The organism is Streptomyces sp. Da 82-17, assembly GCF_046098215.1.
Classification (GTDB): domain Bacteria; phylum Actinomycetota; class Actinomycetes; order Streptomycetales; family Streptomycetaceae; genus Streptomyces.
Map to the genome: position 1 here is coordinate 636125 of NZ_JBJURH010000001.1, position 18066 is coordinate 654190.

11 protein-coding genes are annotated in these 18066 nt (G+C 71.2%); 5 read left to right on the top strand and 6 right to left on the bottom strand.

Translation table 11 applies throughout. The features are described 5' to 3' along the window. Positions 1 to 24 precede the first annotated feature (24 nt). The 3 genes from ACIDOF_RS02805 (at position 25) to galE (ending at position 4140) form a co-directional block, all read left to right on the top strand. Positions 25 to 1362 (top strand): glycosyltransferase 87 family protein, encoded by a 1338-nt coding sequence (locus ACIDOF_RS02805; RefSeq protein WP_409003972.1) that lies wholly within the window; start codon positions 25 to 27, stop codon positions 1360 to 1362. A gap of 18 nt (positions 1363 to 1380) precedes the next feature. After that, entirely contained in the window at positions 1381 to 3012 is a 1632-nt protein-coding gene (locus ACIDOF_RS02810; RefSeq protein WP_409003973.1) for a glycosyltransferase family 2 protein, read from the top strand. Positions 3013 to 3159: 147 nt separating this feature from the next. Continuing rightward, positions 3160 to 4140 carry a UDP-glucose 4-epimerase GalE gene (gene galE / locus ACIDOF_RS02815; RefSeq protein ID WP_409003974.1) on the top strand — a complete coding sequence of 327 codons (981 nt, stop codon included), beginning with the start codon at positions 3160 to 3162 and terminating at the stop codon, positions 4138 to 4140. A 179-nt stretch (positions 4141 to 4319) separates the two neighbouring features. Here galE and ACIDOF_RS02820 read toward each other — a convergent pair whose 3' ends face one another. Next, positions 4320 to 4940 (bottom strand): TetR/AcrR family transcriptional regulator, encoded by a 621-nt coding sequence (locus ACIDOF_RS02820; RefSeq protein ID WP_409003975.1) that lies wholly within the window; start codon positions 4938 to 4940, stop codon positions 4320 to 4322. Positions 4941 to 5062: 122 nt separating this feature from the next. Here ACIDOF_RS02820 and ACIDOF_RS02825 point away from each other — a divergent pair, with 122 nt between their 5' ends. Both ACIDOF_RS02825 and ACIDOF_RS02830 read left to right on the top strand, forming a co-directional pair. Then, positions 5063 to 5989, top strand: a complete 927-nt coding sequence (locus ACIDOF_RS02825; RefSeq protein WP_409003976.1) for an ABC transporter permease — start codon at positions 5063 to 5065, stop codon at positions 5987 to 5989. Further along, a complete protein-coding gene (locus ACIDOF_RS02830) occupies positions 5982 to 6809 on the top strand; it encodes an ABC transporter ATP-binding protein (protein WP_409003977.1) in 828 nt (275 codons plus the stop codon). Before ACIDOF_RS02825 ends, ACIDOF_RS02830 begins: the two co-directional genes overlap by 8 nt. A gap of 31 nt (positions 6810 to 6840) precedes the next feature. On the opposite strand, the gene ACIDOF_RS02835 is transcribed toward ACIDOF_RS02830, so the two are convergent. The 5 genes from ACIDOF_RS02835 to ACIDOF_RS02855 all read right to left on the bottom strand — a co-directional run bounded on the left by ACIDOF_RS02835 (position 6841) and on the right by ACIDOF_RS02855 (position 17947). Then, positions 6841 to 8010, bottom strand: coding sequence for a glycosyltransferase (locus ACIDOF_RS02835; protein WP_409003978.1), 1170 nt, complete (start codon positions 8008 to 8010; stop codon positions 6841 to 6843). Then, positions 8007 to 10952: a CDP-glycerol glycerophosphotransferase family protein gene (locus tag ACIDOF_RS02840; RefSeq protein ID WP_409003979.1), complete on the bottom strand. Its 2946-nt coding sequence runs from the start codon at positions 10950 to 10952 to the stop codon at positions 8007 to 8009. Before ACIDOF_RS02840 ends, ACIDOF_RS02835 begins: the two co-directional genes overlap by 4 nt. 338 nt (positions 10953 to 11290) lie before the next feature. Next, the gene (locus ACIDOF_RS02845; RefSeq protein WP_409003980.1) at positions 11291 to 16225 is read right to left on the bottom strand and encodes an NAD-glutamate dehydrogenase; all 4935 of its coding nucleotides are present in this window, start codon (positions 16223 to 16225) and stop codon (positions 11291 to 11293) included. Positions 16226 to 16674: 449 nt separating this feature from the next. Further along, positions 16675 to 17343 (bottom strand): HAD family hydrolase, encoded by a 669-nt coding sequence (locus tag ACIDOF_RS02850; protein WP_409003981.1) that lies wholly within the window; start codon positions 17341 to 17343, stop codon positions 16675 to 16677. A gap of 97 nt (positions 17344 to 17440) precedes the next feature. After that, the gene (locus ACIDOF_RS02855; protein ID WP_409003982.1) at positions 17441 to 17947 is read right to left on the bottom strand and encodes a DUF6912 family protein; all 507 of its coding nucleotides are present in this window, start codon (positions 17945 to 17947) and stop codon (positions 17441 to 17443) included. Between the last annotated feature and the right edge of the window lie 119 nt (positions 17948 to 18066).

Genomic DNA, 18066 nt, shown 5'->3' on the forward strand with positions numbered 1-18066 from the left:
TTTGTGCGACCTACGCTGCCCTCGATGACCACGACACTCCTGCCGCCCCGGCCGGAACTCCCCGGACCCGGCCGCCGCAGCACCGCCGCCGCCCGTACCCGTCTCGTCCTGTCCGCCCTGGCCGTCTGCTGGGCGGTGACGCGCGCCGTCATGCTGGTCCTGCTCGCCCGTGACGGCCGCTTCCCGCTCGGCGTCGGCGGCATCGCCCGCGAGGTCCACGAGCTGTACTTCCACTGGTCGCAGGTGCTCGCGCAGGGCGCCTTCCCGCTCGACGACCCGCTGTGGCAGTACCCGCCGGCGGCGGGCCCGGTCCTGCTCGCGCCCGGACTGCTGCCCGGGCTCAGCTACTTCCAGGGGTTCGTGGCGCTCGCCTTGTTCGCGGACGCGGTCGTCGCCTGCGCGCTCGTCCGCGCCGGGCGCCGCCCGGGGTGCGGTCTCGCGGGGGCCGCGCTCTGGGTCGGCGGCCTGCCCCTGCTGCTGCACGTTCCGCTCGCGCGGTACGACGTGTATGTCACCGCGCTCGCCGTGCTCGCCCTGTTGTGCGTGGCGCGCAGACCGCGGGCCGCCGGGGTGCTCGCCGCGCTCGGGGCGCTGGTGAAGGTGTGGCCCGCGCTCACCCTGCTCGGCACCCCGCGCGGGCGCGGCACGCGTGCGGCCTGGGGCGCCGCGCTCGTGGCCGCCGCCGCACTGCTGCTCGCCCTGGCCGTGCTGTTCGCGCACCCCTTCGCGTTCCTGCGGCAACAGGGCGGGCGCGGTGTGCAGATCGAGTCGCTCGGCGGCACGGCCCTCGCGTTCGCGCGCCTCGCGGGGCAGCCGCTGCGGGTCGAGTACCGCTTCGGGGCGATGGAGTTCACCGGCCCGCAGGTCGCCGCCGTCGCGCAGGTCTCGCTGGCCGCGACCGTCCTTGCCTGCGCGGCGCTGCTGCTGTGGCGGGTGCGGGCACGGCACTGGACCGAGGCCACGCCCTTCGACGCGGCGCTCTGCGCGGTGCTGCTCTTCACCGTCACGAGCCGGGTGATCAGCCCGCAGTACCTCATCTGGCTGCTCGGCCTCGCCGCGGTCTGCCTCACCTCGCGTGCCACCTCGCAGCGCCCGGCGGCGGCCCTGGTCACGGCCGCGGCAGCGGTCAGCACGCTCGTGTACCCGCTGCTGTACGAGGACGTCATGACCGGCACCTGGACCGGCGTTTTGGCCCTTCTCGTGCGGAACGTCCTGCTCGTCACGGCCGTCTTGCTGTCGTGGAGGGGGCTTTGGCGGTCCACGGTGTCCGTCGAGCCGCCGCTGCGGACCGACAGAACCGGCAGAACCGGCAGAACCTGCGACTCCCTCATCAAACCCCACCAGTCGGACAATTCCTCGTAACAGCTAAAATTCCCACCTATGAACAGCGCTCCGTCTCAGCAGCCCCAGGTCTGCGTCGTCGTGATCGGCTACAACGACGCGGGCCACGTGGCGGACGCGGTGCGCTCGGCGCTGGATCAGGGCGCCGCGGTCCGCGAGGTGATAGCCGTCGACGACTGCTCGACCGACGCCAGCCCCGAGATCCTCGGCCGCCTCGCCGCCGAGGACTCGCGCCTCAAGCCGGTGCTGCGCAGCGTCAACAGCGGCGGCTGCGGCACCCCGCGCAACGACGGCATCGACGCCTGCACGTCTCCGTACGTGATGTTCCTCGACAGTGACGACGTGCTGCCGCCGGGCGCGGTCGACGCGCTGCTCACCGCCGCGACCGAGCACGGCACCGAGGTCGCCGCGGGGCTGTGCGTCCGCCGCGAGCTGCCGTCGGGGCGCGAAGTGCCGTGGCAGCCCGAGCTGTACGACTCCCCGGCGATCGTCGAGCGGCCGGACCGGCGGCCGCGGCTCGTGCACGACACGCTCTGCGTCAACAAGCTGTACCGCACCGACTTCCTGCGCGAGCACGGCATCCGCTTCCCCGACGGCCGGTTCGTCTACGAGGACTTCGTGTTCACCGCGCGCGTCCTCGCCGCCGCCCCGCGCCTCGCCCTGGTCGCCAACACGGTGTACGTGTGGCACGTCCGCCGGGCCGCCGCGAAGCTCTCGCTGTCCCTGGACCGGGCGGGCGTCGCGAACTGGCAGGCCCGCATCGAGGCCCACCGCCAGGTGGTGGAGACGCTGCTCGACGCCGGGGAGAAGAAGCTGGCCCGCTCCGCCCGCGCCAAGTTCCTCGACCACGGCCTGCGGATGTACGCCAAGGAGCTGGACCAGCGCAGCACCGAGTACCGCCGCGCTTGGTGGGACAGCGCGCGCGCATACCTGCGGACGTTCGACGAGGCCGACTTCGCGCTCGCCCCCGCGCCGGGCCGCGTCATCGGCCGGGTCGTCCTGGCCTCCCCCGAGCCGGTCGATCTGGACCGCCTCAAGCAGGTCGCGGCCCGCCCGGCCCGGCTGGTGCCGCCGTACACGCTGGTGGGCGACGGGGGCGGCGAGGGCACGCCGGTCTGGTCCGAGGAGCTGCCGCAGGTGCCGCTCGACCACCTCCTGGTGCGGCCGATGCGGCTGCTCCCGCTCGCGGTCGAGGGCGAACTGCACCCGCGCGCCCGCGCCTCGGCGCTACGGCTGCGCCTGCACGACCTGTACGGCAGGGTGAGCGCGGCCGGCCCGACCACGGTCGACGTCGAGTTCCGCCACCGCGACAGCGGCCGCTGCGGACTGCGCCGTACTGCGGCCTGGTCCCCGCAGGCGGGCGCGGACGCGTGGACGGCTCTGCTCCTGGTCGACCTCGGCGCGCTGGACACGGGCGTGTGGGACATCAAGGTGCGGGTCCGGTTCGCCGACGGCTCGGCACGCGACACGACGGTGCGGGCGGTCCCCGGCCCCGGCCTGCTCCGCCCCACCGCCCGCCCGCACGCCCGACGCGGGGTCCTGCTGCTCCGCCCGTACGCGACCACGTCCGCGAACCTCGCCCTGCGCCTGTCCATCGGCCCCCGCAGCGCAACCGCCATGCTGCGCCGCAAGGCGGCACGCCTCTTCGCGACGGCGGGGCGCAGGGGCTGAGCGGGCGGGGCGGGCCCAGGCCCCACCCCGTCCCCCGCCCGCCGGAACCCCCGGCAGGGGTCACGCGTTACCGTCGCAGCAGGACAGCAGCACATCTGCACGGCAGCACAGCAGCAGCACACACATCGCACGCGGAACAGGGTGACCATGACCTGGCTGATCACCGGCGGAGCCGGTTACATCGGGGCGCACGTCGTCCGCGCCATGACCGAGGCGGGCGAGCGGGCGGTCGTGCTCGACGATCTCTCCGCCGGTTTCACCGAGCGCATCCCCGAGGGAGTGCCGCTGGTCCAGGGCTCCACCCTCGACCGGGCGCTGCTCGACCGGACCTTCGCGGAGCACGGCATCACCGGTGTCGTACACCTGGCGGCGAAGAAGCAGGTCGGCGAGTCGGTGGAGCAGCCGCTGCGCTACTACCAGGAGAACGTGGAGGGGCTGCGCGTCCTGCTGGAGGCGGTCGTCGCCGCGGGCGTGCCCAGCTTCGTCTTCTCGTCCTCCGCCGCGGTGTACGGCATGCCGGACGTCGACCTCGTCACCGAGGAGACGCCCTGTGTGCCGATGAACCCGTACGGCGAGACGAAGCTCGCGGGCGAGTGGCTGGTGCGTGCGGTCGGCCGGGCGCACGGCCTGTCGACGGCCTGCCTGCGGTACTTCAACGTGGCGGGCTCGGCGGCCCCCGAGCTCGCCGACACCGGGGTGTTCAACATCGTCCCGATGGTCTTCGAGCGCCTCACCGCGGGCGAGCCCCCGCGCATCTTCGGCGCCGACTACGACACCCCGGACGGCACCTGCGTCCGTGACTACATCCACGTGGCCGACCTCGCCGAGGCGCACGTGGCCGCGGCCCGTCGCCTCGCCACGGCGCCGGGCGCGGACCTGACGGTCAACATCGGCCGCGGCGAAGGCGTTTCGGTGCGCGAGCTGATCGACCTGATCAACGACGTGACGGGGTACGGGATCGCCCCGCAGGTCGACCCGCGCCGCCCCGGCGACCCGGCCCGCGTCGTCGCCTCGGCCGAGCGGATCTCGGCGGAGCTGGGCTGGAAGTCGCGGCACGACGTACGCGCGATGATCACGTCGGCCTGGGAGGGCTGGGTCCACCACCACCCGGAGGCCGCGCGCGACTGAGCGAGCCCGGCCCGCCTACCGCTCCAACACCCCCACGGGGGCGCCCAGTTCACCGGAACCGGACGCCCCCGTTCGCATGCCCGCCCGCGCACGACCCCGTCCGCGCCGCCGCTGTACCCGTACGCCCCGCCCCGGTACGCCCCACCCCGGCACGTCCGCCCCCGTACGTTCGCCCCGCCCTACAACTCCCGAAGCGCCGCAGCCGTGGCCGAGGCCAGTCGGCCCAGGTACCCCTTCGGCAGGTCGGTGCGGACGACGACCGAGCGCCAGTACAGCGGGCCGGAGACCAGGTCGAGGGCCAGGTCCTCGTCGATGCGGGCGCGGAGTTCGCCGCGGGCGACCGCCGCCTGGACGATGCCGCTGGCCACGCTGTGCTGCCCCTCGCGCAGCGCCTTCTGCAGGGCCTGGGCGATCTCCGGGTTCCGGGCCGCCTCCGCCTGCAGGTCGGGGATGATCTGGCCGGCCACCGGATGCTTCAGGGCGCGCGAGGTCACCTCGTAGAGCAGCCGCAGGTCGCCTTCGAGGGTGCCCGTGTCCGGAGCGGGCAGGCCCTGCACCGCCACCGCCGAGACCAGGTCGAGGACCAGGTGCAGCTTGGACTTCCAGCGGCGGTAGACCGCCGTCTTGCCGACGCCCGCGCGGCGCGCGATGCCCTCGATGGACATCCGCGCGTACCCGACGGCGGCGAGCTCCTCGAAGACCGCGGCGCGAATGGCCTCCGTCACATCCTCCCGGAGCACGGCGGCGCCGGCGGGGGCTCTGCGGCGCGTACCGGCGGGGCGTTCGGGGCTTTCAGTCATGGGTCCAGCATAGGACGCTACGACGAAACGGTTGCGTTCCGACGTCGCCCGGCCCTACTCTCGACGTGACGACGATACGGGTCCGTCCCGACGTTGGTCCGCACGTAAGGAGCCGGTCGGCAGTGAGTCAGACACTGGACACCCCCCGTACACCCACACCCCCGCAGGCGCCCCTCGACGCCGCCGAGCTCGCCGCCCTGCACGGGCTCACGGTGAGCAACGCGCGCCCCTCCCTGCCGGCGTACGTGCGGCAGCTGTGGGCCAGACGGCACTTCATCGGCGCCTTCGCCACCGCCAAGCTCACCGCGCAGTACAGCCAGGCGAAGCTCGGCCAGGTCTGGCAGGTGATGACGCCGCTCCTGAACGCCGCCGTCTACTACTTGATCTTCGGCCTGCTGCTCGGCACCAGCCGCGGCATCGCCGACTTCGTGCCGTTCCTGGTCACCGGGGTCTTCGTGTTCACGTTCACGCAGAGCTCGGTCCTCGCCGGTACGCGGGCGATCTCCGGCAACCTCGGCCTGGTGCGGGCGCTGCACTTCCCGCGGGCGTCGCTGCCGATCGCGCTCTGTCTGCAGCAGTTGCAGCAACTGCTGTTCTCGATGGCCGCGCTCGCGGTGATCCTGCTCTGCTTCGGGGTGCCGCCCACCTGGTCCTGGTTCCTCGTGGCCCCGGCCCTGGCGCTGCAGTTCGCGTTCAACACCGGCCTCGCCCTCGTCATGGCCCGGCTCGGCAGCAAGACCCCCGACCTCGCACAGCTGATGCCGTTCGTGCTGCGCACCTGGATGTACGCCTCCGGCGTGATGTTCAGCATCAAGAAGGTGCTGCCCGAGCACGGCGTCCCGCAGTTCGCCCGGGTCCTGCTCGAATGCAACCCGGCGGCCGTCTACATCGACCTCGTGCGGTTCGCCCTGATCGACAGCTTCGACGCGGGCCAACTCCCGTACGGCGTGGGCGCGATGTGGGCGCTCGCGCTCGGCTGGGCCGTGGTGCTCGGCGTCGGCGGGTTCATCTGGTTCTGGAAGGCAGAGGAGACGTACGGCCGTGGCTGACACCCTCATCGACACCGCAACCGAAGCAGGGGCGGGGACCGCGTCCGACACCCGCACCCCCACCGTCATCGCCGACCGCGTCGACATCGTCTACCGCGTCACCGGCACCGGAGCCGGCCGCGGCAGCGCCACCGCCGCGCTCAACCGCATCGTCCGGCGCAAGAAGCACGCCGAGCGCGGGATGCGCGAGGTGCACGCGGTGAAGGGCGTCTCCTTCACCGCGTACAAGGGCGAGGCCATCGGGCTCATCGGAACCAACGGCTCCGGCAAGTCCACCCTGCTGCGGGCCGTCGCGGGTCTGCTCCCGACGGAGAACGGCCGTATCTACACGAACGGCCAGCCCTCCCTCCTCGGCGTCAACGCCGCCCTGATGAGCGACCTGACCGGCGAGCGGAACGTCACCCTCGGCGGGCTCGCGATGGGCATGTCCCGCGAGCAGATCCGCGAACGGTACGACGGCATCGTCGAGTTCTCCGGCATCAACGAGAAGGGCGACTTCATCACCCTGCCGATGCGGACGTACTCCTCCGGCATGGCCGCCCGGCTCCGCTTCTCCATCGCCGCCGCCAAGGACCACGACGTCCTGCTCGTCGACGAGGCCCTGGCGACCGGAGACCGCAAGTTCCAGAAGCGCTCCGAGGCCCGCATCCGCGAACTGCGCGCCACCGCGGGCACGGTGTTCCTGGTCAGCCACAACAACAAGTCGATCCGCGACACCTGCGACCGCGTCCTGTGGCTGGAGCGCGGCGAACTCCGCATGGACGGCCCGACGGCCGAAGTCCTCAAGGAGTACGAGAAGTTCACCGGCGCCGCCAAATAGCCCCCCCCCCCCCCCGGTCGGCCCGGGCGGCTCAGCGCTCCAGGAACGCGAACAGCTCCTCCCAGCGGCGCACGATCTCGTCGGTCGTGTACCGCTGGATGTTCTGCCGCGCCAGGTCGCCCATCTTGTCCCGCAGCTCCTTGTCGGACATCAACGTGTCGAGTCTGCGGGCGAGTTCGCCGGTGTTGCCGAGCCCGGCGAGCAGCCCGTCCTCGCCGTCCTGGACGATCTCGTGCACGCCGGGCGCGCAGTCGAACGCCGCGCACGGCACGGCCGCCGCCATCGCCTCCATCAGCGCGAGCGGGAAGCCCTCCCCGCGCGAGGACTGCACGAACACCGAGCCGCCGCGCAGCGCCCCCGGCACGTCCCCGGTCCGCCCCATCCACTCGACGGAACCGTCCAGGCCGAGCGCCGTGCACTGCGCCTTCAGCATCTCCTCGTCCTCGCCCGAGCCGTAGATCCTGAGCCGCCAGTCCGGGTGCAGCGGCGCGACCTCCGCCCACGTGTCCAGGAGCATGTCGATGCCCTTCTGGTCGTGCAGGCGGCCGATGCTCGTGACGACCTTCTCCGTGCGCGGCGACGGCACCTCGGGGAAGAACGGCAGCGGGTTCGGCATGAACGACGCGTTGTCCATGCCGCCCTTGCGTATCCACAGGTCGGCGTCCTCGCGGGTGAGGGCGAGCATCCGGTCCACGTCCTTGTAGAACCGCTTCACCCGGCCGAAGCGGGACGAGGCACGGGTGTACGCGAACGACTCGTGGCTCATGCCGATCACCGTGTGGCCGCCGGTGTCGGCGAGCGTCACCCACTCCATGGCCCACACCTGCGTGACGATCACGACGGCGCCCGGCCGGGCCCGCCGGAACAGCGCGGTCAGCTTGGCCGCCTGCTCGTGCATCCCGGCCTCGCGCGCGGCCCGCAGCCGCCGCTCGGCGAGGTTGAGCCGCCCTCTGATGCCGCGGGCCGGGCCGACGCGCGGCGGATGCTCGTCGTACAGCGTCGTCGTCGGGTACGGCAGGTCCGTGCCGATGTCCTGCGGTTCGGCCGGTTCCGTGATGCCGATGACGTGCACCCGGTGGCCGCGCTCGGTGAAGAGGCGGGCCATCTGGTGCGACCAACTGGTGATCCCGCCGAGCTCGTTGACGCTGTTGTTGACGAAGAAGACGTCCCGCTGCGGGTGTTCACGGTTCTGGGTGCTCATGCACGGCTCCAGTGGGAGAAGAACTGCTCGACGATGCTGCGGGCGGCGGTCCCCTTGTCGTACTCGCCGAACTCGGCCACGAACCGCTCGCGCTCCGGCTGGTACTTGGCGTCGTCCTCGGCCAGCGAGTCGAGCGCGCCGTACAGCTCGTCCTCGCTGCGCACGACCGGGCCCGGGGCGCGTTCGAGCAGGTCGAAGTAGGTGCCGCGGCCCTCGTGCACGTACTCCTCGTAGTCGTACGCGAAGAACAGCATCGGGCGGTCCAGGAGCGCGTAGTCGAACATCACCGACGAGTAGTCCGTGATCAGCGCGTCCGACAGCTCCATCAGCGGGTTGACGTCGTGGCGGTCCGAGACGTCGACGACGGTGCCGCGCACGGACGGCGGGAGCACCACGTGGTTGAGGTAGTGCGAGCGCACCAACAGCACGTAGCGGTCGCCGAGTTGCTCCGCGAACCGCTCCACGTCGAAGGGCAGCTCGAAGCGCCGGGTGCGGCCGCCGTGCTGCCGGAACGTGGGCGCGTAGAGCAGCACCTGCTTGTCGTCGGGGATGCCGAGCTCGGCGGCGAGCGGGCCGCGCGACCGGCGCCCCTCGGCGAGCTCGCGCTCCCTTGCGTGCACCAGTGCGTCGTTGCGCGGGTAGCCGACGCGAAGCAGCGTCTTCTCCTGCAGCCGGAACGCCTTGGCGAGCGTGCGCACATCGTGCTCGGAACGGATCAGGAACCGGTCGAACCGGTTCAGGACCCGCTGCTGCTCCTCCTGCCGTGCCTTCGACCTGAGCTTCCAGGCCGGCTCGTCGAACCCCATCCGCTTGAGCGCGGAGCCGTGCCAGGTCTGGATGTAGGTGGTCTCGGGCCGCTTGGTGAGCTTCAGCGGATAGCTCTGGTTGTCGATCCAGAACTCGGCCTGCGCCAGCGCCCTGAGGTACGGCAGCGACCAGCGGCGTACGAGCGTGGCGTCCTCCGGGAAGCCCTCCGGGGAGCCCGCGTACGACCAGACCGCCTCGAAGTCGAGGCCCTGGCGGCGCATCTCCTCGTAGATCGCCTTCGGGCTGTCGCTGTACTGCTTGCCGAGCTGGCTCTCGAAGACGACCAGACCCTTCTTCACGGGCAGCCGGCTGAACACCTCGTCGTAGACGCGGAGCCGGGTGTCGCCCGAGGTGAGCTTCTTGCGCAGCTTCTTCGCCCGCTGGAAGCCGGACTTCGCGAGCTTGCCGGGACGGCCGTGGATGCCGCGTACGACGAGGTCGCGCACCCGCTCCTTGTCCTCGACGCGGTCGCGGGTGACGAGGCGGAAGGCGAGGTGGCCGCGCTGGGAGACCTCGGGTTCGACGTGGTCGGCGACCAGCCGGGTCAGCCGCGGCCGCACCGGAAGCAGGCCCTCCGCCAGGTCGGGCTCGGCCGCGGTCAGCCGGGTCGTCGTGCGCACCCCGTCGACGTCGAGCCGCAGCCGCACGTCCCAGACCTCGTCGACGATACCGAGCGGGCGGAGCTTGGCGGCGAGGTCGGCCTCGGCCTCCCAGCTCACGACGTCGCCCTCGTGCCGCAGCGCGGCGACCGGGAAGCGGAAGCTCTGCAGGCTGCGGCGGCGGGCGCTGAACTCCAGGTGCCCGGCGAGCCGCGCGCCCTCGGGGATCACGCCGAGCGGGTTGACGATCCGCCCGCCGAGCCGGAGCGTGCCGCTGCGCTCCTCGTACGCGGTGAGGGCGTTGCGCAGGAACATCCGGTCGACGGTCTTGGTGTGGTACCCGAGGTCGGTGACGTCCAGGACGTGTTGGCCGAAGGGGTCGTCGAGGTGCTCGGCACACCAGTACACACGGCCGTCGCGCTCCACCAGCGGGGCGGAGATCTTGTCGCGGTTGGTGAGCGTGTCGACGGCGGGGAGCAGGTTGTCCCAGTCGTTCTCGCGCAGCAGACAGGCGCAGATCGCCTGGATCGGCTGGACCTCGTCGTAGACCTCGGGGGTGAGCGAGGTGAGGTAGTCGCGGGCGATGCCGGCGAACTCCCGGCGGTAGGAGTCGTCGCGGAACGGCAGGTCGCGCAGGTGCAGCACAAGGTCGTGCTTGAGGAACTTGACGTCCTTGGCGAGCTTCAGCTCGTCCAGACCGCGCTCGGCGAGGAGCGCGTCGATGCGGCGGTGGATCTCCATCCGGTGCACGAAGTTGGTCATCTCGTGCCGCCGGTTGGTGACCGACTTGGCGGCCGCCTTCTCGTACACGTGCCAGAAGTACACCTGGTTGGGTATGAGGGTGATGCGGTCCGCGGCCAGATAGGCCTCGGCTATGAACATCAGGTCCTCGTAGAACATCCCCTTGGGGAACCGGAGTTGGTTCTCCAGGAGGAAGTCGCGGCGGTACATCTTGTTCGTGGAGAGCGTGTCCCAGACGAACAGGTCCGGCAGCTCGGTGACCGACTCCAGGACCCGCGTCTGCGAGTAGAGCCACGCGTACCACTCGTCGCGCTTCTTGTTCCGGCTGTCCAGATGCAGCCGTACGCAGAGGCCGGACACGATGTCCGAGCCGTCCCGCTCGGCGGCCTCCAGGAGGTTCCGGCAGGCGTTGCGCTCCAGGACGTCGTCGCTGTCGAGGAACATCACGTGCCGGCCGCGGGTGTGCCCGATGCCGACGTTGCGCGGCTCGCCGGCCGCGCCGCTGTTCTCCGGCAGCTGGAAGGCGCGCACCCGCTCCGGGTGCGCGGCGGCGATCCGCTGCGCCACCTCGTACGAGCCGTCGGTGCTGCAGTCGTCGACGATCACGATCTCGACGTCGCGCAGGGTCTGGTCGAGCACGGACTGCACCGCGGCGGGGAGCCGGGCCTCGTCGTTGTAGACGATCACGACGACGGAGACGTCGAAGTCGGCGCCTTCGGAGCCTTCGGGACCTTCGGGGCCCTCGGGGCCGGGCTTGGGCTCGGTCTCGCGCTCAGCCTCTGAGATCAAACCCATATGTACCTCCAGGCAACCTGCACCGCTCGTTCAACATCCTCTCGATTGTCCGACATGCCCGGTACGCGAGCCCGGGCATGTACGGCCGTTCCGGCGACAGGTACCAAATGTGCCATACCGGAAAAATTAGACCTATTCGGGGCCTTAGGAGGGGCTTAGGAGGGGCTTGGTAGGAGCTCGGGAGGGGCTTGGTAGGGCCTCGGGAGGGCCTCGGCAGGGGCTCGGGAGGGCCTTGGCAGGGGCTCGGGAGGGGCTCACGGGCGCCGTCCGGGCCGGCAACGACAAAGCGCCCCCGACCTGAACCACAGGTCGGGGGCGCCCAGTTGGGGCCGCTCGGGTCAGCCGTGCGTGCGCAGCAGCGTCCTCATCGTGCGCATCGCGACCGACAGGTTCGCCAGGTCGAAGTCGTCCGAGCTCTGGATCTCGTCCAGCGTCGTCTTGGCGCGGCCGAGGATCGCGGAGTTCTGGCCCTCCCACGACTTGTACCGCTGCTCGGGCGTCGACGTGCCGTTGCCCACCGCCAGCACGTCCGCGGTGAGGGCCGCGTGCGCCGCGTACAGGTCCTCGCGGATCGCCGCACGCGCCATCGACTGCCAGCGGTCACTGCGCGGCAGCGCGCTGATCCGGTCCATGAGCTGGGTGATCTGCAGGCGGTCCGCCAGGTCGTAGTAGACCTCGGCGACGTCCAGCGGCGCCTTGTCCATCCGGTCGGCGATCAGCACCACGTCCAGCGTCGGGAACGCCGAGGAGAACCCGGCGACGCGCTGCGCCAGCTCCTCCGGCACACCGGCGCCGGTCAGCTCCTCGAAGATCTGCTGGTACCACTCGAGGTCCGCGCCGCGCACCAGCTTCGGCAGCTCCGCCCAGACCTGCGTCACGCCCTCGCGGAAGAACTCGATGGTCTCCGCCAGGTCGATCGGCTGCGGCCGGTTGTTGAGCAGCCAGCGCGTGCCGCGCTCCACCAGCCGGCGCGAGTGCAGCCGGATCCGGGTCTGCACGTCCGCCGCCACGACGTTGTCCAGCGCCTCGACCGCGTCCCAGACCTCGCCGAGCCCGAAGATCGCGCGGGCCGCGGTGTGGGCGCGCACCACCTCTTCGAGCGAGGCCCCGGTCTCCTCCCGCATACGGTGCAGGAAGCTCGTGCCGCCCGTGTTCACCGTGTCGTTGACGAGGACCGTCGTGACGATCTCGCGGCGCAGCGCGTGCGCGTCGATCTGGTCGAGGAACCGCTCGCGCAGCGCCGTCGGGAAGTACGCGTGCAGCAGGCCCTGCAGGTACTTGTCGTCCGGCAGGTCCGTGCCGAGCAGCTCGTCCGCGACCGTGATCTTCGTGTACGCGAGCAGCACGGCCGTCTCCGGCTGCGTCAGGCCCAGGCCCGCGTTGAGCCGCTCCCGGATCTGCCGCTCGGTGGGCATGAACTCAAGGGCGCGGTCCAGGTGCCCCTCGCGCACCAGCGTGCGCAGGAAGCGCTGCTGGGCGTGGAGCATGCTCGACGACTGCGCCAGGGCGTTGGCCAGGGCCGTGTTCTGCGCGTAGTTGTTGCGCAGCACCAGGCGGCCGACCTCGTCGGTCATCTCGGCGAGCAGCTTGTTGCGCTGCTTCACCGTCATGTCGCCGTCCGCGACCACGGAGTTGAGCAGGATCTTGATGTTCACCTCGTGGTCGGAGGTGTCCACGCCCGCGCTGTTGTCGATCGCGTCCGTGTTGACCCGGCCGCCCGCACGCGCGAACTCGATCCGGCCCAGCTGCGTCAGACCGAGGTTGCCGCCCTCGCCGACGACCTTGACCCGCAGCTCCGCACCGTCGACACGGATCGCGTCGTTCGCCTTGTCACCGACGTCCGCGTTGGACTCGGCGCTCGACTTCACGTACGTGCCGATGCCGCCGTTCCACAGCAGGTCGACCGGCGACTGCAGGATCGACTTCATCAGCTCGGCCGGGGTCATCTTGGTGATGCCCGACTCGATGCCGAGGGCCTCCCGGATGTGCGCGTTCAGCTGGATGGACTTGGCGCTGCGCGGGAAGATGCCGCCGCCCGCGGAGAGCAGCTCCTTGTTGTAGTCCGCCCAGGACGAGCGCGGCAGCTCGAAGAGCCGGCGCCGCTCGGCGTACGAGGTGGCCGCGTCCGGGTTCGGGTCGATGAAGATGTGCCGGTGGTCGAACGCCGCGACCAGGCGGATGTGCTCGGACAGCAGCATGCCGTTGCCGAACACGTCACCCGACATGTCACCGACGCCGACGACCGTGAAGTCCTCGTTCTGCGTGTCGTGCCCGAGCTCCCGGAAGTGCCGCTTCACGGACTCCCAGGCGCCGCGCGCGGTGATGCCCATGCCCTTGTGGTCGTAGCCCGCCGAGCCGCCGGACGCGAAGGCGTCCCCGAGCCAGAAGTTGTACGACTCCGCGACCTGGTTGGCGATGTCGGAGAACGTCGCCGTGCCCTTGTCGGCCGCGACCACCAGGTACGTGTCGTCCCCGTCGTGCCGCACCACGTCCGCCGGCGGGACGACCTCGCCCGCGACCATGTTGTCCGTGATGTCGAGCAGCGCCGAGATGAATGTCTTGTACGAGGCGACGCCCTCGGCCAGCCACGCGTCCCGGTCCACGCTCGGGTCGGGCAGCTGCTTGGCGACGAAGCCGCCCTTCGCGCCGACCGGCACGATGACGGTGTTCTTCACCATCTGCGCCTTCACCAGACCGAGGATCTCCGTGCGGAAGTCCTCACGGCGGTCCGACCAGCGCAGACCACCGCGCGCGACCTTGCCGAAGCGCAGGTGCACGCCCTCGACGCGAGGCGAGTACACCCAGATCTCGTAGGCCGGCCGCGGCTCCGGCAGGTCGGGGATCGCCTGCGGGTCCAGCTTCATGGAGACGTACGAGTGCGGCACGCCGCCGCCGGCCTCCTGGAAGAAGTTGGTGCGCAGCGTCGCCTTGATGACCGTGAGGAAGGAGCGCAGGATCCGGTCCTCGTCGAGCGAAGCGACCTGGTCGAGGGCGCCGTCCAGCTCCTCGAGCAGTCCGTCGATGAGCTCCGTGCCGGCCCGCTGGCGGTCCGGGGACATCCGCGCCTCGAAGAGGCTGACCAGCAGGCGCGTGGTGTGGACGTTGGTGCGGAGGGTGTCCTCCATGTAGTCCTGGCTGAACGTGGCGCCCGCCTGGCGCAGGTACTTGGCGTACGCGCGCAGCACCATGGCCTGCCGCCAGCTCAGGCCGGCGCCCAGGACGAGGGAGTTGAAGCCGTCGTTCTCGGCGAGCCCGGTCCAGACGGCGGCGAACGCCTCCTGGAACCGCTCACGGGCGTCGTCCGCCAGGTAGTCGCCGTTGCCGGCGGCCTTCGGCATGCGCAGACCGAAGTCGTAGATCCATGCCGTGGTGCCGTCGCTGGCGCGCAGCTCGTACGGCCGCTCGTCGACGACCTCGCAGCCCAGCCGCTGCAGCACCGGGAGGACCGCCGAGAGGGAGACCTGGCCGCCCGCGCGGTAGATCTTGAAGCGCCGCTCGCCGGGTCCGGCGCCCACGGGCTCGTACAGCGAGAGCGCGAAGTCCTTGGGGCCCTGGGTGAGTTGCTCGACGCGCACCAGGTCGGCGACCGCGGACCGCGGGGTGTGGTCCGCCTTGTACCCCTCCTGGAAGGCGTTGCCGTAGCGGCGCAGCAGCTCGGCGGCACGCTCCTCGCCGCACTCGGCGGTGAGCGCCTCGGCGAACCCGTCGGCCCAGGACCGCGCGGCCTCGACGAGGCGGGCCTCAATGCGGTCCTTGTCGGACTCGGACAGCTGCGGCAGCTCGGTGCCGGGCGGGACGCGGACGACGAAGTGCAGCCGGGAGAGGATCGACTCGGTGTTCCAGGCGGTGAAGTCGACGCTGGTGCCGCCGAGCTCCTCCTTCAGGATGTCGATGATCCGCAGCCGCACACCCGTGGTGTAGCGGTCACGCGGCAGGTAGACCAGCGCGGAGTAGTACCTGCCGTACTCGTCCTTGCGCAGGTACAGCCGCAGCCGGCGGCGCTCCTGGAGGTAGAGCACGGACGTCACGATGGAGCGCAGCTCGTCGACCGGGGTCTGGAAGAGCTCGTCGCGCGGGTACGTCTCGAGGATCTGCAGCAGGTCGCGGCCGTCGTGGCTGTTGGGCGAGAAGCCGGCCTGCTTGAGGACCTCGGCGACCTTGCGGCGGATCACCGGCACGCGGCGCACGGACTCGGTGTACGCGGCGCTGGAGAAGAGGCCGAGGAAGCGGCGCTCGCCGACGACGTTGCCCTCGGCGTCGAACTTCTTCACGCCGACGTAGTCGAGGTAGCTGGGCCGGTGGACCGTGGCGCGGCTGTTGGCCTTGGTCAGGACGAGCAGCTTGTGCTCGCGGGCCTTGGCGCGGGCGTCGGCGGGCAGCCGGTTGAAGGACGGGCTGACCGGGTGGCCGTGCACGTCCTCGCCGCTGTGCTTCGGGTCGGCGCGCAGGATGCCGAGTCCGGTGCCGGGGACGGCGCCGAGGGAGTCGTCCTCGTTGAGCTCGTACTCGCGGTAGCCGAGGAACGTGAAGTGGTCCGCGGCCAGCCACCGGAGCAGCTCGCGGGCCTCCTCGACCTCCTGGTTCTGCAGGTCGTCGGCGGTCGGCTCGCTGGGCAGCTCGTCGGCGATGCGCAGCGCGGAGTCGCGCATCTTCTCCCAGTCCTCGACGGCCTCGCGGACATCGGACAGGACGCGCAGGAGGTCGTTGCTGATCTGCTTCAGATCGGCGCGGTCGGTCTCCCGGTCCATCTCGACGTGGATCCAGGACTCGGTGAGCGTGTCGTGCGCGTCGGTGGGCGCACCGGCCGGGAGGACCTCGATGAGCTTGCCGGTGAGGTCACGGCGGACGACGACCTGGGGGTGGATCACGACGTGGATGCCGCGGCCCTGGCGGGACAGCTCGTTGGTGACCGAGTCGACCAGGAAGGGCATGTCGTCCGTGACGACCTCGACGACGGAGTGCGAGCACGTCCAGCCGTTCTCCTCCACCGTCGGGGTGTGCACCCGGACGTTGGCGGTGCCCTGCGGGCGGTCCTCCGCGAGGCGGTAGTGCGAGAACGCGGCACCGAAGATGTCGACCGGGTCCCGGTCCGCCAGGTCCTCGGGTGCGGTGTGCAGGTAGTAGCGCTGGAGGTACGAGAGAACCGTGTCCTCGTCCGGACGGTCTCCCGTGTTGGCCCCCGTCGGAAGTTGCCCCCCGACCGGGCTGTGCTCAGCTACCCGGGCAGCCCGTGTGAGCAGCTCGGCCTTGGCTTCGTCCAGCTTGGTCTGCATGTCCTCTGGCTCCTGTCGCGCGCCGTTGCGTGACGTTGAAGGTGATTTTTACGCCGGTGTGGCGGGCAAGCGCACTACGTCGCGACACGGGGTTCCCGGTCGGGGTCGACGCTATGCCTTGGCTGAGGGTGGCAGGGGCTGTCTCGGCCATTTTCGGCCGCATGCCCCGCACGGGAAGCGCGACGATCGCCCGGGCACGCCGACGTACCGGGCACGGGCCGGGGGCTACGTCGCCCCCGAGGGATATCGCGCTGATCACGGGTCCAGGCTATCGCCCCGCACCGGGCCCACGTCATGGGCTGTATGTGTACAAAAGACTGGCCCTTACTTTGACACTCTGGACAGGGACAACGCCCCTGATTCATGCGTGCGCCCGCGGCCAACGAATGGATCACGCCAAACGAGCGGGACCCGCCCGAGGCCGCGCACCGCATCCGCTCGCCGCCCCCTCAGGCCGCGAGCCGGGTCGCCTCGGTGACCGCCTCGGCGAGCGTGTCCACCACCGGGACGCCCGCCTCGGCGAGGCTGGCCCGGCTGTGCGAGCCGCCGGTGTAGAGCACCGCGCGGGCCCCCACGTGCGCCGCCGCCACCGCGTCGTCCACCGCGTCCCCGATGACCACGGTGCGGGCCGGGTCGACGGTCGAGGCGAGCGCCGCGACATGCCGCTCCATGTGCTCGGCCTTGCCTCCGGTGGAGTTCCCCACGCGCCCGTCGACGCGTATGAAGTGGTGCTCGATGCCGTGCGTTCTCACGATCGGCAGCAGGCGGTCGTGCGGCGCAAGGGAGCACATGGACTGCGTGAGCCCGGCCGCCTGCCAGTCGGCGAGGAGCTTCCCGGCCCCGTCGGCGAGCGCCGCGCCGTCGGCCAGCGACCAGTAGTGCCGGTGGAAGGCGCCGTCCATGACCTCCCACTCCGCGTCGGTGGGCATCCGGCCCAGGAGCCGCTCGTAGAAGCGGGGCACGGGCACGCAGTACAGCTCGCGGTACCGCTCGAGCGTGATCGGCGGCAGGCCGATCTCGGCGAACGAGGCGTTCGTGGCCTGGATGACCACGTCGATGTCGTGGAACAGCGTGCCGTTCCAGTCCCAGACGATGTGCGGTGCTTGCTGCTTCCCCATGCCCAAGACCGTACCTGCCCGGCGCCGTCCGCCTCCCGGCCTGTGGATAACTCGTCCGAAGGCCTGGTCAGAGGCGGTCCGGGCGGCCTCGCAGGGCCTACTCGACGAGGTTCGGGATCTCCTGCGTGGCGAACCAGAGCAGCTCGTGGTCCTCGGCCCCGTCGACCGTGAACTGGGCGTCGTCGTCGCCCTGGTCCGCGGCGCCGAGCGCGTCCGCCGCCGCCCGCACGTCGGCCTCGGCCTCGTCGGAGTCGACGTGCACCGCGGCAGCCTTCGCCAGCGGCACGGCCCGCTCGAGGCGGACCTCGCCGAGTGTGCTGACGGTGAGCCCGTGGTCCGGGTCGACGCTCGCCTCGGAGTCGGGCACGTCCACCGCGACGACGACCCGGCGACGCGGGGCCGCGGGGCTGCCGGCGAGCTTGCGCAGGGACGCCGACGCGGCCCGGTTCAGCGCCGCGTACTCCAGCTCCTCGATGTCGTCCGAGACGTACCACTCGCGCAGCGCGGGCGTGACCGCGTAGGCCGTCAGCGGGCCGGGGCCCAGCTCGCCCGCCTTGTGCGCCTCGGCGAGCCCGGGAAGGGTCAGGGGTACGTAGACGCGCATGGCCGCCGCTTTCTTCGTCGTGGGACGTGGGCTTGAGGACCTCAGGATACGTGCCGGGGGTCCCCCATCGAGGGGCTGGTCCGAGACTCCTCACCATGCCTTACGTCCGGAATTGTCCG

Bases quoted from the DNA above. Each gene is read 5' to 3' on its own strand.
- ACIDOF_RS02805 (WP_409003972.1), top strand. From the start codon at position 25: ATGACCACGACACTCCTGCCGCCCCGGCCGGAACTCCCCGGACCCGGC.
- ACIDOF_RS02810 (WP_409003973.1), top strand. From the start codon at position 1,381: ATGAACAGCGCTCCGTCTCAGCAGCCCCAGGTCTGCGTCGTCGTGATC.
- galE (WP_409003974.1), top strand. From the start codon at position 3,160: ATGACCTGGCTGATCACCGGCGGAGCCGGTTACATCGGGGCGCACGTC.
- ACIDOF_RS02820 (WP_409003975.1), bottom strand. From the start codon at position 4,940: ATGACTGAAAGCCCCGAACGCCCCGCCGGTACGCGCCGCAGAGCCCCC.
- ACIDOF_RS02835 (WP_409003978.1), bottom strand. From the start codon at position 8,010: ATGAGCACCCAGAACCGTGAACACCCGCAGCGGGACGTCTTCTTCGTC.
- ACIDOF_RS02840 (WP_409003979.1), bottom strand. From the start codon at position 10,952: ATGGGTTTGATCTCAGAGGCTGAGCGCGAGACCGAGCCCAAGCCCGGC.
- ACIDOF_RS02845 (WP_409003980.1), bottom strand. From the start codon at position 16,225: ATGCAGACCAAGCTGGACGAAGCCAAGGCCGAGCTGCTCACACGGGCT.
- ACIDOF_RS02850 (WP_409003981.1), bottom strand. From the start codon at position 17,343: ATGGGGAAGCAGCAAGCACCGCACATCGTCTGGGACTGGAACGGCACG.
- ACIDOF_RS02855 (WP_409003982.1), bottom strand. From the start codon at position 17,947: ATGCGCGTCTACGTACCCCTGACCCTTCCCGGGCTCGCCGAGGCGCAC.